This window comes from Halobaculum marinum, assembly GCF_029338555.1.
Taxonomy (GTDB): domain Archaea; phylum Halobacteriota; class Halobacteria; order Halobacteriales; family Haloferacaceae; genus Halobaculum; species Halobaculum marinum.
In genome coordinates this window covers 174,132-186,939 of sequence record NZ_CP119989.1, presented here as the reverse complement: position 1 = coordinate 186,939, position 12,808 = coordinate 174,132, and the positions used below count along the sequence as shown (strand labels likewise).

General features: G+C 70.2%; 14 protein-coding genes and 1 pseudogene. 8 read left to right on the top strand and 7 right to left on the bottom strand.

Annotated features, from left to right (window positions below; all coding sequences use genetic code 11):
- From P0R32_RS01050 to P0R32_RS01040, 3 genes are all read left to right on the top strand, one after another.
- Entirely contained in the window at positions 1 to 288 is a 288-nt protein-coding gene (locus tag P0R32_RS01050) for a DUF7964 domain-containing protein (RefSeq protein WP_276238066.1), read from the top strand.
- A 54-nt stretch (positions 289 to 342) separates the two neighbouring features.
- Complete coding sequence (locus P0R32_RS01045; RefSeq protein WP_276238065.1) at positions 343 to 1,428, top strand: aminopeptidase; 1,086 nt, start codon at positions 343 to 345, stop codon at positions 1,426 to 1,428.
- Between the two features lie 361 nt (positions 1,429 to 1,789).
- Complete coding sequence (locus P0R32_RS01040; protein ID WP_276238064.1) at positions 1,790 to 1,942, top strand: hypothetical protein; 153 nt, start codon at positions 1,790 to 1,792, stop codon at positions 1,940 to 1,942.
- Between the two features lie 48 nt (positions 1,943 to 1,990).
- Here P0R32_RS01040 and lrp read toward each other — a convergent pair whose 3' ends face one another.
- Positions 1,991 to 2,449: an HTH-type transcriptional regulator Lrp gene (gene lrp / locus P0R32_RS01035; protein WP_276238063.1), complete on the bottom strand. Its 459-nt coding sequence runs from the start codon at positions 2,447 to 2,449 to the stop codon at positions 1,991 to 1,993.
- Between the two features lie 126 nt (positions 2,450 to 2,575).
- Between lrp and glnA the strand changes: the two genes are divergently transcribed.
- On the top strand, positions 2,576 to 3,955 hold the full coding sequence (gene glnA, locus P0R32_RS01030; protein ID WP_276238062.1) for a type I glutamate--ammonia ligase: 1,380 nt from the start codon (positions 2,576 to 2,578) through the stop codon (positions 3,953 to 3,955).
- A 136-nt stretch (positions 3,956 to 4,091) separates the two neighbouring features.
- Here the strand turns inward: glnA and P0R32_RS01025 are convergent, their stop codons facing one another.
- The 3 genes and pseudogenes from P0R32_RS01025 to P0R32_RS01015 form a co-directional block, all read right to left on the bottom strand.
- Positions 4,092 to 5,141: a phosphatase PAP2 family protein gene (locus tag P0R32_RS01025; RefSeq protein WP_276238061.1), complete on the bottom strand. Its 1,050-nt coding sequence runs from the start codon at positions 5,139 to 5,141 to the stop codon at positions 4,092 to 4,094.
- Between the two features lie 9 nt (positions 5,142 to 5,150).
- Positions 5,151 to 6,476, bottom strand: a pseudogene (locus P0R32_RS01020) (YihY/virulence factor BrkB family protein).
- A gap of 64 nt (positions 6,477 to 6,540) precedes the next feature.
- A complete protein-coding gene (locus P0R32_RS01015) occupies positions 6,541 to 7,656 on the bottom strand; it encodes a tRNA (guanine(26)-N(2))-dimethyltransferase (protein ID WP_276238060.1) in 1,116 nt (371 codons plus the stop codon).
- Positions 7,657 to 7,777: 121 nt separating this feature from the next.
- Between P0R32_RS01015 and P0R32_RS01010 the strand changes: the two genes are divergently transcribed.
- Complete coding sequence (locus P0R32_RS01010) at positions 7,778 to 8,248, top strand: hypothetical protein (protein WP_276238059.1); 471 nt, start codon at positions 7,778 to 7,780, stop codon at positions 8,246 to 8,248.
- Between the two features lie 343 nt (positions 8,249 to 8,591).
- Here the strand turns inward: P0R32_RS01010 and P0R32_RS01005 are convergent, their stop codons facing one another.
- Positions 8,592 to 9,278, bottom strand: a complete 687-nt coding sequence (locus tag P0R32_RS01005; RefSeq protein ID WP_276238058.1) for a hypothetical protein — start codon at positions 9,276 to 9,278, stop codon at positions 8,592 to 8,594.
- Positions 9,279 to 9,415: 137 nt separating this feature from the next.
- On the opposite strand from P0R32_RS01005, the gene P0R32_RS01000 reads away from it, so the two are divergent.
- From P0R32_RS01000 to P0R32_RS00990, 3 genes are all read left to right on the top strand, one after another.
- Complete coding sequence (locus tag P0R32_RS01000; RefSeq protein ID WP_276238057.1) at positions 9,416 to 9,871, top strand: TRAM domain-containing protein; 456 nt, start codon at positions 9,416 to 9,418, stop codon at positions 9,869 to 9,871.
- A 73-nt stretch (positions 9,872 to 9,944) separates the two neighbouring features.
- The gene (locus tag P0R32_RS00995; protein WP_276238056.1) at positions 9,945 to 10,424 is read left to right on the top strand and encodes a Tfx family DNA-binding protein; all 480 of its coding nucleotides are present in this window, start codon (positions 9,945 to 9,947) and stop codon (positions 10,422 to 10,424) included.
- Between the two features lie 66 nt (positions 10,425 to 10,490).
- Positions 10,491 to 11,273: an SDR family oxidoreductase gene (locus P0R32_RS00990; protein WP_276238055.1), complete on the top strand. Its 783-nt coding sequence runs from the start codon at positions 10,491 to 10,493 to the stop codon at positions 11,271 to 11,273.
- A gap of 12 nt (positions 11,274 to 11,285) precedes the next feature.
- Here P0R32_RS00990 and P0R32_RS00985 read toward each other — a convergent pair whose 3' ends face one another.
- Both P0R32_RS00985 and P0R32_RS00980 read right to left on the bottom strand, forming a co-directional pair.
- A complete protein-coding gene (locus tag P0R32_RS00985; RefSeq protein WP_276238054.1) occupies positions 11,286 to 12,323 on the bottom strand; it encodes a mannose-1-phosphate guanylyltransferase in 1,038 nt (345 codons plus the stop codon).
- Positions 12,324 to 12,384: 61 nt separating this feature from the next.
- Positions 12,385 to 12,792, bottom strand: a complete 408-nt coding sequence (locus tag P0R32_RS00980; RefSeq protein ID WP_276238053.1) for a cupin domain-containing protein — start codon at positions 12,790 to 12,792, stop codon at positions 12,385 to 12,387.
- Positions 12,793 to 12,808: the final 16 nt, after the last annotated feature.

Here is a 12,808-nt window from a genome sequence, read left to right as displayed (position 1 = left end):
GTGGCGCTGATCGACGCCCTCCCGTACCCGATGGCGGCGGCGCAGGTGCGCGGCCTCACCGAGTCCGAGCGGATCGTCGAGGCGCACCACGAGGTGATCGCGAAGCGGTCGGGCACCGAAGTGGTGCCGGCGATGCTGATCACGACCGAGACGAAGTCGTTCGCGGTCGTCGAGGACCGCGAGGCCGAGCGATACACCGTGCTCGCGTCGGGTGACCGCGAGGACCGCGAGGACGTGTACGCCAGCCTCCGCGAGTGGGCGACCGAGCAGGGCTACGGCGGGCCGTAGCGCCCGACCGGTCGCGACCGAAACCCCTACTCGCCCGCGCCGCAAGCGCCGCACATGGACCCACGCATCCGCGAGCACGCCGAGACCATCGTCGAGCACTCCATCGAGTTGGAGGCGGGCGACAACCTCGTCATCCACCTCCCCGCCGAGGCAGAGGACCTCGCGGTCGCCCTCCACGAGTACGCCGGCGACATCGGCGCCAACCCCGTCTACCTGAACAACTCGACGCGCGCCGACCGCGCGTACCTGCGCGCCCGCGAGGAGGACTTCGAACTCCCCGAGCACAAACTCGCGCTGTTCGAGGAGACGGACGCGTTCGTCATCGCCCGCGGCGGCGGCAACGTCTCCGAGAAGGTCGACGTCGACCCCGAGACGACCGCCGCCTACAACCGCGCCACCCGCCCCGTCCAGCAGGAACGCCTCTCGAAGACGTGGTGTCTCACCCAGTTCCCGACCGAGGGCCGCGCCCAGTTGGCCGGGATGAGCACCGAGGAGTACGAGAACTTCGTGTACGACGCCGTCAGCCTCGACTGGGAGGCGCAGGCGGAGTTCCAGCAGGAGATGGTCGACCGCCTGAACGTGGCCGACGAGGTCCGCATCAAGTCGGGCGAGGAGACTGACCTCACGATGTCCATCGCGGGCAACTCCGCGCTCAACGACGACGGGAAGGCGAACCTCCCCGGTGGCGAGGTGTTCACCGCGCCGGTGAAAGACAGCGTGAACGGCACCGTCTACTTCGACATGCCGCTGTACCGGCAGGGCCGCGAGATCGAGGGCGTCCGTCTCACGTTCGAGGACGGTCGCGTCGAGGAGTTCTCCGCCGAGCGCAACGAGGACGTGCTCGAAGGCGTGTTCAACACCGACGAGAACGCCCGCTACCTCGGCGAACTCGGGATCGGGATGAACCGCGCCATCGACCAGTTCACCTACAACATGCTGTTCGACGAGAAGATGGGCGACACGGTCCACATGGCCGTCGGCGCCGCCTATCCCGAGACGGTCGGCGAGGGTAACGAGGTCAACGAGTCCGCCGAGCACGTCGACATGATCGTCGACATGAGCGAGGACTCCGTGATCGAACTGGACGGCGAGGTCGTGCAGGAGGATGGGACGTTCGTGTTCGAGGACCGCGAGGCGTGAACGGAGTGAGCGCCTCGACAGTACGGCGGCGAGGTCCGGAGGGCCGAGCCGCCCACGACGACCACGAGGCCTGAACCGAACGTACTGAGGCGATCTAACGACCCCTCGGGAACCCGCCGCGACGCCCGCGGCGCCAACAACGGCCCGTTCTCCGACCCGACTCTCCAGTCGAAACCCTGGGGATCGCTCGAAGCACCACCCGACCGTTACTGTGTGGAACAGTCTCACTCACTGCCGATACCGACGTGTAGGGACCTCGAAGCCATCGGATCGCAAATCTTCACGGAAGTGCATGCACTAATATCTTTCTCTCCACACCCCGGTGTTAGGATTTAAGCCTGTGTGGTCGTGGCTCTCACACGTGCCCAAGGTGAACTGTCCCGACTGCGGCCGTCACATCGGAATGCACGAACTTGAGGCGAAGACGACGGCCCAGTCCGGCGGCTTCTCGACCCGGTACCGTTGTCCGTTCTGTCGGACGGACATGGACGACGTCACCGAGTTCATGGTCTGACTCGGCGGACAGTCCTCGCCCGACTCACTCCCTACCGACGCGACGCAGTCACTCCTCGACGTCCAGTTCGAACTGCCCGTTCTCGACGACGGTGTTGAGCACGACCGAGGTGTTCGTCTCGCGGATGTCCTGGTCGGCGAGCAGCCCCTTGATCCCCTCGTTCATCTCGTCGGTGTCGTGGAACTTGCCGATCGCGATGACGTCGTAGTCGCCGGTGACCTCGTAGACGGAGGTCATCTGCTGTTGTTCGCGGAGTCGGTCGACGATGTCCGGCAGCGCGCTCCCCTCGACCTTGAGTTGGACGATGGCGGTCACGTCGTAGCCGAGTCGGTCGTAGTTCACCCGCGGTGTGTACCCTTCGATGACGCCCTCGTCTTCGAGGTCGCGGAGGTGGTTCGAGACGGTCGTCACCGACACGTCGAGATCCTCGCCCAGCGAGCGGAGGCTGGCGCGACCGTTTCCGAGCAGCGCGTTGACGAGCCTGGCATCGAGATTTTCGTACGTCATTACACTCGACCACGTCCCCCGGGGTTTAGAATTTGACGGATGTCCAGTCCGCCGACCCATGAGGGGAAATTGCACTTACCGTCAACGTCTATATACCCGGAGTGTGTGTAGTCGAACGTCCACAACATGACGGACGGAAACACCAAACCCGACGGCGGGCTGAGCGCGGTGGAACAGAACGTCCTCGACGAGATTGAAGACAAGGGGATCGACTTCCTCCGGCTCCAGTTCACCGACATCCTCGGGACGGTCAAGAACGTCTCAGTCCCGGCGACGCAGGCCGAGAAGGCGTTCACCGAGGGCATCTACTTCGACGGCTCCTCCATCGACGGCTTCGTTCGCATCCAGGAGTCCGACATGCGGCTCAAGCCGGACCCCGAGACGTTCGCCGTGCTCCCGTGGCGGACCCGCGAGGGACAGGAAGGCGGCGCCGCTCGCCTCATCTGCGACGTGATCGACACCTCGACGGGCGAGCCGTTCGAGGGCGACCCCCGCGGCGTCCTGAAGTCCGCGCTGGAGCGCGCCAGCGACATGGGCTTCGAGGTCAACGCCGCCCCCGAACCGGAGTTCTTCCTGTTCGAGCACGACGAGGAGGGCCGCGCGACGACGAAGACGAACGACGCCGGTGGCTACTTCGACCTCGCGCCGAAGGACCTCGCGTCGGACGTCCGTCGTGACATCATCTATGGCCTCGAGGACATGGGCTTCGAGATCGAGGCGTCCCACCACGAGGTCGCCGAGGGCCAACACGAGATCAACTTCGAGTACGACGACGCCCTCACGACCGCCGACAACGTCGGGACCTTCCGCACGGTCGTGCGCGCCATCGCCGCCCAGCACGACCTCCACGCGACGTTCATGCCCAAGCCGATCCCGCGCATCAACGGGTCGGGCATGCACACCCACATCTCGCTGTTCACCGAGGACGGCGAGAACGCGTTCCACGACGACGACGACGAGTTCAACCTCAGCGAGGAGGCCAAGCAGTTCACCGCCGGGATCCTCGAGCACGCGCCCGCTATCGCGGCCGTGACGAACCCGACCGTGAACTCCTACAAGCGGCTCGTCCCCGGCTACGAGGCACCCGTGTACGTCGCGTGGTCCGACCGCAACCGCTCGGCGCTCATCCGCAAGCCGGCCGCGCGCGTGCCGGCGGCCTCGCGCATCGAGGCGCGCTTCCCCGACCCGTCGTGTAACCCGTACCTCGCGTTCGCGGCGCTCATCCACGCCGGTCTCGACGGCATCGAGAAGGAACTGGACTGTGACGACCCGGTCCGCGAGAACATCTACGAGTTCGACGAGGCCAAGCGCGAGGAGTACGGCATCGAGACGCTGCCGTCGAACCTCGGCGAGGCAATCGCCGAACTCGAGGAAGACGAGCTCGTGAAGGAGGCACTCGGCGACCACGTCGCCGAGAAGTTCATCGAGGCGAAGAAGACCGAGTACGACGAGTACCGGATCGACGTCTCCCAGTGGGAGCTCGACCAGTACCTCGAGACGTTCTGAGCGTCGCCCCACTCCGTCCCGCACCTTCTTTCGCGCGCCGCCTTCGACAGCGGCCGCCCCGCCGTCGTGGCATACAGACCTGCCGCGCCCGCTGAGCGCCGAGCCGCCACGCAACCGCGGCGGGTGAGGAAGTCGGTTACGCCGCGTCCTCGTCCTCGTCGTCCACACCGACCGACTCGGCCTCGGTGATGAGGTCGGCGACCGCCTCCGCCTCCGACGCCGCCTCCTCGCGCGTCCGCGTCTCGCGCACCTTGCTCACGAGCGTCGGCCACGCGACGATGACCGCGACGCCGACGAATGACAGCGGGAGCACCGCAAGCAGGCGAAACGGCGTGGTGTCGGGGACGACGCCGAACACGTACGGCAGGCCCAGCGAGGCGACGCCGTAGGCGGAGCCGAACACCACGGCGATCACACCGAGGCCGACGACGGTGTCGAGGCGCCCGACGGGGGCGGTCTCGGTGCCGCGCAGTCGCCAGACGAGGTAGCCGCCGAGGCCGCCGCCGAGCGCGATACTCCCCTCCAGCACCTCCGCGCCGTGGCCGCCGACGGCGGCGACCGCGGTCGCGACCAATCCGAGGCCCGCGGCGAGGAAGAACGCCCGGTCGGGGTGGGGACGGAAGCCCGAGCGGGCGACGCGCTGGAACAGGTGCAGGCCGCCGACACCGACGGCGACGCCGACGACCACGTCGACGACGTAGTGGACGCCGAGCACGACCCGGGTGAGCGCGACGACGCCGATAACGACGCTCGCGACGCGCAGGCGGGTGCGGCGGTCCCACACGTCGAGGAAGGTGGCGAGGCCGCCGTACACCATCGTCGCCCCGATTGCGTGGCCGGAGGGGAACGAGAAGCCGTCGCCGGTGGCGGCGCTCGCGTAGGCGTCGGCGGCGACTGCGGGGAGCCACAGCGGGGCGACCGCCTCCCCGGCGCCCGGCGGGCGGCCGAACGCGAACAGGCTCTTGAGGCCGACTGTGATCGCGAGCGCGCCGAGGCCGACGGCGATGAGCGTCGCGCCGACGCGGCGGGGGTTGGCCGCCAGCCGGCGGTCGCCGAGCCAGTAGAGGAGCCCCAGCCCCAGGTAGAGGAACCACGCGTCGCCGAGTTGGGTGAGGACCGCGGCGACGGCGACGAGCCACTCCGGCAGCGGGAGTGTGGACCCGGTGATCAGCCCGTGGTCGGACATCGGGTCACCTCAGCGCCGGTCCCGGACGGCGTCGATGGCTCGCCCGGGCACCTCGACGACGTTCAGGCCGACGCCGACGAGGACGAACAGGGTGTACAGCCCCAGCGTCGACAGGAACAACACGATCATCGCGCCGATGGCGAACCACCCGTCGAGGAAGTAGAACGCCCCGAGGGTCATCACGGTGCCGTACAGGAGCACGAGATACGGCCCCCACCCACGGGCGTGGCCGCGCCGCATCCGGCGACGGACGTACCGTTTCAGTTCGGCCTCCAGCGCCGGCTTCTTCACCGTCCGGTCGTCGATGGCGTCGAGGTCGGCCCGGAGTTCGGCGACGCGTCCCTCCAACTCCTCGATGTCGGGCGCCGGCCGGCCGTCGGCCTCGTCGCCCCCGGCGTCCGCCCCGGCGTCCGCGGTGTCGCCGCTCATTCGTCACTTCGCACGCGCGTCCGTCCCTTTACCTTGCCGGTCTGCCACGCCGCCCCCGCCGGATCCGGCGGTCGCGTCGCCGTCGTGGCGGTCGTCGCCGGCCAAGACAGCGTTGAGCACCGCCCCCACCAACACGAGCGTCGCCCCGAAGTAGAGGAACGACACGAGCAGGAGGACGGCGCCGAGCGTCCCGTACAGCGCCGCCTGACCGCCGCCGCGTGCGGTCTGGAACTCGACGTACGCCTGAAAGACGCCCTGAAGCACCGACCAGCCGACGCCCGCGAACACGGCGCCCGGAATCGCCTCACGGATCGTCATCTCCACGCCGGGGAACACGTAGTACATCGGGAGGAACGCGATCGTGAGCAGTGCGGGCAGCGTGAGGAGGCCGACGACTCTCCCAACCGGGCCGATGTCCACCGCGGCGACGACGCTGCCGAGCACGACCATCGCGAGGAAGCTGCCGCCGACGCTCCCGGTGACGACGAGCGCGTCGCGCAGTTGGTTGGCGAGCCCCTCCGTCTTCATCCCGCCGTACACCTGCGTGAACGCGATGTCGAGGCCGCGGAGCACCTTCAGCGCGCCCCACAGCGTCAGCGGCAGGCTGATGAGCGTCACCGACCCCGCGCCAGATCCGGAGAGCGCGTCGATCAACAACTGCTGGCCGGTCTCGGTCAGGACGCCGGCGCTCGCCGCGACGACCGTCGCCGCGAGCTCGTCGCCGCCGACCCACACGGCGACGACGAGCGCGAGCGCGGCCGCCGGCAACAGCGAGACGAACGCGTAGTACGCGACGCTGGCGGCGAGGAACGTCACGTTCCGGTCGCTGGTCAGGCTCGCGACCGCGCGCGCTGCCGCGACGGCTCGCGTGACGGCGCCGCCCTCTGCGGTCTGTTCGGGACCCACGACCGACTGTTCTCGCGAGCGAGAGAAAAGCGCACGGGTGGGTTTCCCCGTGACGGGAGCGCGGTCAGCCGAGGTCGGCGGTCACGTCGCGCATCTCGGCGACGGTCGCGTCCGTCTTGAACGCGGTGCCGGAGTAGTGAGCGCGGGCGGCGTCGAAGCCGGCCTCGCGCAAGGCGGCGACGAACTCGTCCATCCCGATGGCAGGACGACTCCACTGCTTGTACAGGCGGTGCTGGTCGTAGTGGGTGGGCGTGTCCAACTCGTCGGCGACCGTCTCCAGCATCGACCGGGCCCGCTTCGCCTCGCCCATGTCGTCGGTCACCTCGTCGGCGACTCGCCGGGTGAAGTCGGCGTCGGCGACCGGACCGAGCCAGATCGGACCGGCGGTGACGACGCGGCGCGACCCGCAGTCGGGGCACTCGTCGGGCACGTCGGGGAGGCGACCGAACTCGTGGGCGCGTTCGAGACAGTCCTGGCAGTGGTGGACGAACCCCAACTGCTCCAGCGCGGCGTTCGCCTCCGTCGCGTTCGCCTCCAGTTCGAGGTACGTCCGGGCGTAGTGGCGCGAGACGTGCGAACAGATCGGGACGGCGGCCTTGTCGCGGCAGGCGGCGCGGCGCACGAGCGCGCCGATCAGGACGCGCAGGCCCATCTCGGGGTGGTACTCGGTGTTGCGCGGGACCGTGTCGTAGCGGCGGACACCCGACTCGAAGTGGGCACCACACAGCGGCGCGGTGTCGGTCGCGGTGACACACAGGAGGTTGCGCGTCCCCGCGACCGCCGCGTCGACGAACGGCATCGGCGAGCCGTACGGGTCGACGTCGACGACGTCGTAGAAGCCCTCGTGGAGCAGGGCGTTGGCGTCGCGCTGGACGGCCTCTCCACCGTAGTCCGCGAGGTTCCGCTCGGCGAGCGCGACGGCGTCCTCGTCGACGTCGGCGGCGGTGACGTCGTACCCCTCGGCGGCCGCTCGGGTCGCGCGGACGCCCGAGGCGGCCATCGCGTCGAGGTACGTCTCCGCGCGCGGTTCGCGCTCGGCGTACGCCCGGAGGACGGCGACGGTCACGTCGCGGTTCAACTCCATCTTCGGGTTGTAGAACACCTCGTCGGCGCGTCCCTCGCTGGCGCCGTCGCGCGCGTCCTCGACTTCGACGGTGACGCCGCCCTCCGTGACCTCCATTTGCTCGACGTGCGCCGCCCGCGCGTTTAACGCCGGTGGATCGCCGCGCTGAGCGCCCCCGCCCTCACAGCGACCGCGCCTGTCCGAAGCGTTTTGCCACGGCCACGCCAACGACAGCGACGTGACGCAGGGCGACGGCGAGGACCAGACGCGGGCTCCCGGAAGCGACGGCGCCGGCGACGCCGATGGGACCGACGACGCCACCGCGGACGCCGATGCCGACCTCGACGCCGAGGCGCTCGCCGCCTTCGCGGCGGACGACTGGCGCGCCGCCCTCGCCGCCGTCGGCGAACTCCGCCCACAGGTCGTCCGCGAGATCATCGACACCCACGGCGACCGTGGCCGCCGGGCCATCGAGGCCGTCGCGGAGGGGCGCGTGAAGGGGTACCGCGACTTCACCGTCGTCGTCGGCTACCGCACCGAACACCTCGTCGAGGGCGGCGGCTGTGACTGTCAGGACGCGACGTACAACCTCGACACCTCCGACCCCGACGAGCGCTGTTGGCACGCGCTCGCCGTCGACATCGCCGAGCGCGTCGACCGCGTCGACGAGCACGACATGTGGTACTCCGACGTGGCGGAGTTCCTCTGAGTGGTCGGCGGCGAACGTTCTTGTATAAAGACGGGACCACCTGCCTCGATGCGCTGAGTCCGACGGCGCGCCGGGCAGCGGGTGTGTGGCCCGACGGCGCGTTACGACGCCGCGAGCGGGGTCACCTGTCAGCCACACTGGTCGGTAGCGGCGGCGTTGGTCGTCGTTGTGTCGAGGCCTCGCTCCGCTCGGCCCTGAGGTGCATCCGTGGGCGGCTCGGCCCGGGGACCTCGCCGCCGATGGTTGAGGCCTCGCTTCGCTCGGCCATGGGGTGCCTCCGTGGGCGGCTCGGCCCGATGACCTCGCCGCCGATGGGCGAGGCCTCGCTTCGCTCGGCCTCGCACTACTCGAACGACGCCGTCTCCACCGTCAGCCCGTAGTAGACGGCGGGCGCGAGCGCGAGCGCCACCGCCGACAGCATCGCCGCCGCCGACACCGCGCCAGCCAGGAGCGCCGCGAACAGGACGGCGACGCCTGCGACGACGCCGACACCGACGGCGATCAATCGAGTGTCCTCGGGCGCGTAGAAGCCGGCAGCGCGGGCCGCGAGCGCACCGAGCACCCACAGCAACAGCGCCGAGGCGGCCCCGAACGCCGTACCGACGAGCAATCCGGCGAGCAGCAGCGCCGCGCCGGCGACGCCGCCCGCGAGGAGGAGGATGCGCCCCTCTGGGAGCCGTCGTGCGGGCGTGTACACGACGGCGTACGCCCACGTCGGGGCGGCCACGAGAAGTCCGAGGAACGTCCCGCGCAGCGCCGCCGTCGCGACTTGCCCGTCGGCCGTCGCGAGCGCGTCAGCGAGTAGCACGAGGCCGGCGACCGTCCCGACTCCGGCGACGACACGGGTCGGCAGCACCGTCGTCGGATCGTCGTCGTGGTACACCGCGTACAGCCCGAACGGGTAGAGGAGTCCGACGCCGGCGAGCAGCGCCCCCGTCACGTCACCCATCGCCCACAGGACGAACGCCGCAATCGGCAGCGCCAGCAGGAAGCCGGAGACGAGGGCCAGTTCCGGGGCGCGGCGGTTCACGGCCATCGTACGTGGGCGCCGACCAAAACCCCCTCGCCGAGTCGGGGCGACTCCCTCGCAGTCGGGTGGTTCGGGCCACGGCGTGTGGGATACCCCCAGACGGAAGCGTTTAGGCGGTGCCGGAGGTAGCCTCCGCCATGGCGGACTGTCCACTCGCTGATGACTGCCCCCGATTCTCCGAACGGATCGCGGGGATGGGATGTCAACACTACGGCGACCGCGGCGGCGCCGAGTGGTGTAACGAGTACAACATGCCGATCTCGGACCTGAAGCAGCAGCCCGTGAAGCCCGGCGAAGAGGTCGTCGTCGAGGTCGACGACATCCACGAGAGCGGCGCCGGCGTCGGCCGGACGGAGGACGGCTTCATCGTGATGGTCGACGGCCTGCTCCCGCCCGCCCGCGCCATCGTCCGGATCGACCGGGTGAAGCAGAACCACGCGAAGGCCAAGCACATCGTCGAGCGCCTGCCCGACGAGGACGCGGAGGGTGAGGGCGACGCAGAAGCCGACGTGGACGCGACCGACGACACCCAGGAGGAGCCGCAGTCGCGCCGCGAGCGACTCGGTTCGCGCGACAACTTCTGGGGATCGTAGGACGACCCCGTCCCGGGGCCGCGGCTGGACAGTCCGTACTATGCTTTTTGTGCGCCCGGGTCACAGGTCGGGTATGGCAGACGAGGGGAGTCTCGACGCGGTCGACGTCGCCGAGTTGCTCGACCGTGCCGGCTTCGACGCCGAGCGCAGCGTGCTCACCCGTCGGCAGGCCGAGGTGTTGGCGCTGCGCGAGCGCAACGTGAGGCAGGCGGACATCGCCGAGTTGTTGGGCACCTCCCGCGCGAACGTGTCGAGCGTCGAGTCGTCGGCACGCGACAACGTCGAGAAGGCCCGCGAGACGGTCGCGTTCGCCGAGGCGCTGTCGGCGCCGGTCCGGATCGAGATCGAAGCTGGCACCGACCTCTACGACGTGCCGGACCGCGTCTACGACGCCTGCGACGACGCCGAGGTGAAGGTGAACCACACCGCCCCTGACCTGATGAAACTCGTGAGCGACCACGCGGGCGACGCCGTGCAGGGCCGCGAGGTCGTCGCCCCCATCTTCGTCGGCATCACCAGCGCGGGCACCGTCCGGGTCCGTCGCTCGGAGTAGCCTCACGGTCCCCGCAGCGCGTTCCGGTGGTGGCGGCTTTTTGTGCTCGCCGACGGAGTCGCCGGTATGGACCTGCGACTCGACGACGAGACGGCGCTGGTGACGGCGAGTTCGAGCGGCCTCGGCTTCGCGGCGGCGGCGTCGCTGGCGACCGAGGGCGCGAACGTCGTGGTGTGCGGCCGAACCCCGGCACGCCTCGACGAGGCCGAGGAAGCCCTCGCGGACGCCCCCGGTGCCGTCCTCACCGTCGAAGCGGACGTGACCGACCGCGAGGACGTGGCTGCGCTCGTCGAGGCGACCGTCGCGGAGTTCGGCGGTCTCGACCACGTCGTCACCAGCGCGGGGGGCGTCCCGCCGGGCACGTTCGACGAGACGACCGACGACCAGTGGCGCGGCGCGTTCGACACGCTCGTGATGAGCGCCGTCTGGACGCTCCGCGAGGCGCGCCCCCACCTCACGGAGAGCAACGCCGGCACCGTGACGTGCATCACCTCGACCTCAGTCCGCGAGGCTATCGACGGCCTCGTGCTCTCGAACGCCGTCCGCCGGACGGTGATCGGCCTCGTGAAGACGATATCGCGGGAGTGGGCGCCGGACGTTCGCGCGAACGCGGTGCTCCCGGGGGCTCACGAGACGGCGCGGATCGAGGAACTGATCGAGGACGCCATCGACCGCGGCGAGGTCGACAGCTACGATGAGGGACTCGCGGACTGGGCCGACGACATCCCGCTGGACCGCATCGGCGACCCGCGGGAGTTGGGTGACGTGGTCGCGTTCCTCGCCTCCGAGCGCGCGTCGTTCGTCACCGGCACCGCGCTCCCCGTCGACGGCGGGACCTTGCGCTCGTAGACAGCCAGCCCCTCAGAACTCGTCGCGTTCTTTCAGTTCGGCCACCGCGTCGCGCACCCGTTGGGCGGCCGCCTTCGGGACGACGAGCACGCGGTCGTCGTAGGCGACGACGCACAGGCCGTCGACGCCCACCAGCGAGACGTGGGTGTCGCCGTCGCCCGCCACGACGTTGTCGGCGGCGTCGACCGCCAGCGCGTCGCCGGCGACGACGTTCCCCGCGGCGTCGGTGTCGAGCACTCGGTCCAGCGCGTCCCACGCGCCCAGGTCGTCCCACGCGAAGTCCGCGGGGACGACCGCCGCGCGCTCGGCGCGCTCCATCACCGCGTAGTCGACGCTGACGGGGTCGACGGCGTCGAAGCCGGCGGCCGGGTCGGGGTCGTTGCCGTCGAGTTCGTCGACGAGCGGGCCCAGTGGGGTGTCTCTGGCCTCGCGAAACAGCGCCTCGGGCGTCCACGCGAAGATGCCCGCGTTCCAGCGGTAGCCCGCGTCGACGTAGTTCGCCGCAGTGTCGGCGTCTGGCTTCTCGTGGAAGCCGGCCAACTCGTGGAAGGCGTCGCCGTCGTCGCTCGTCCGCCCGTCGCCGGGTTCGATGTACCCGTACCCGGTCGCGGGGCGCGTCGGGTCGACGCCGAAGGTGACGAGGCGGTCGGTCGCGGCGGCGACCCGGGCGCCCCGCGCCATCGTCGCCTCGAAGGCGGCGTCGTCTGGCACGTGGTGGTCGGCGGGGAGGACGACGACCACGGGGTCGCCGTCGACCGCCTCGCGGGCCCGGTGGGTCGCGTAGAGAATCGCTGGGCCGGTGTCTTTCCCCGCCGGTTCGACGACGACCTCGGCGTCAGGGGCGTGGTCGGGCACTTCCTCGGCGAACTCGGGGCGAGTGGCGACGAGCGTCGCGTCCGCGAACCCCGTTCGGGCGACGGTGCGCGCGAGGAGGCTGTCGTCGCCGTCGCCGAGCGCGAGGAACTGCTTGGGGCGGTGGCTCCGCGAGGCGGGGTACAGCCGCGATCCGGTGCCGCCGGCGAGGACGACCGCGACGACTGGGCGGGTCATTGCCGGCGGGTCGCTCCGACGGGGCAAAAGCCCGACGGGGCAGTGCCCACCGTCGACTGGGTCACTCGTCGTCGCCGTCGACGAGTTCGATCGTGTCGTCGCCGTTCGGCACGACGCAGACGAACGCGCCGGCCTCGTCGCCGTCGTTGCGGTACCAGTGCGGGACGCCCGCCGGGATGAGGAGCGCGTCGCCGGCGCTCACCACGTGTTCCTCGCCGTCGATTCCGACCGTGTACTCGCCGGCGAGCACGTACTGCTCGTGTTCGACCTCGTTCGTGTGGGTCGGGACCGTCGCGCCCGGCGCCAACTCGAACCGGCGCATCGCGAAGTGAGGGGCGCCGTCGGACTCGTCGAGCAGGACCGCCTTCGACATCCCTTCGCCGGCGTCGACCGTCTCGGCGGCGACGTCGCCGCCGCGCTTCACGATCGGTGCCGGTCCGTCCGCCGTCGGTGACTCGGTGTCGCTCATGGGTGGGAGTTCGCCC

What these genes read in the sequence shown, in the direction of transcription:
- lrp (WP_276238063.1), bottom strand. Translation starts at nt 2,449, where the DNA reads ATGACGTACGAAAATCTCGATGCCAGGCTCGTCAACGCGCTGCTCGGA.
- P0R32_RS01015 (WP_276238060.1), bottom strand. Translation starts at nt 7,656, where the DNA reads ATGGAGGTCACGGAGGGCGGCGTCACCGTCGAAGTCGAGGACGCGCGC.
- P0R32_RS01025 (WP_276238061.1), bottom strand. Translation starts at nt 5,141, where the DNA reads ATGTCCGACCACGGGCTGATCACCGGGTCCACACTCCCGCTGCCGGAG.
- P0R32_RS01000 (WP_276238057.1), top strand. Translation starts at nt 9,416, where the DNA reads ATGGCGGACTGTCCACTCGCTGATGACTGCCCCCGATTCTCCGAACGG.
- P0R32_RS00980 (WP_276238053.1), bottom strand. Translation starts at nt 12,792, where the DNA reads ATGAGCGACACCGAGTCACCGACGGCGGACGGACCGGCACCGATCGTG.
- P0R32_RS01045 (WP_276238065.1), top strand. Translation starts at nt 343, where the DNA reads ATGGACCCACGCATCCGCGAGCACGCCGAGACCATCGTCGAGCACTCC.
- glnA (WP_276238062.1), top strand. Translation starts at nt 2,576, where the DNA reads ATGACGGACGGAAACACCAAACCCGACGGCGGGCTGAGCGCGGTGGAA.
- P0R32_RS00990 (WP_276238055.1), top strand. Translation starts at nt 10,491, where the DNA reads ATGGACCTGCGACTCGACGACGAGACGGCGCTGGTGACGGCGAGTTCG.
- P0R32_RS00985 (WP_276238054.1), bottom strand. Translation starts at nt 12,323, where the DNA reads ATGACCCGCCCAGTCGTCGCGGTCGTCCTCGCCGGCGGCACCGGATCG.
- P0R32_RS00995 (WP_276238056.1), top strand. Translation starts at nt 9,945, where the DNA reads ATGGCAGACGAGGGGAGTCTCGACGCGGTCGACGTCGCCGAGTTGCTC.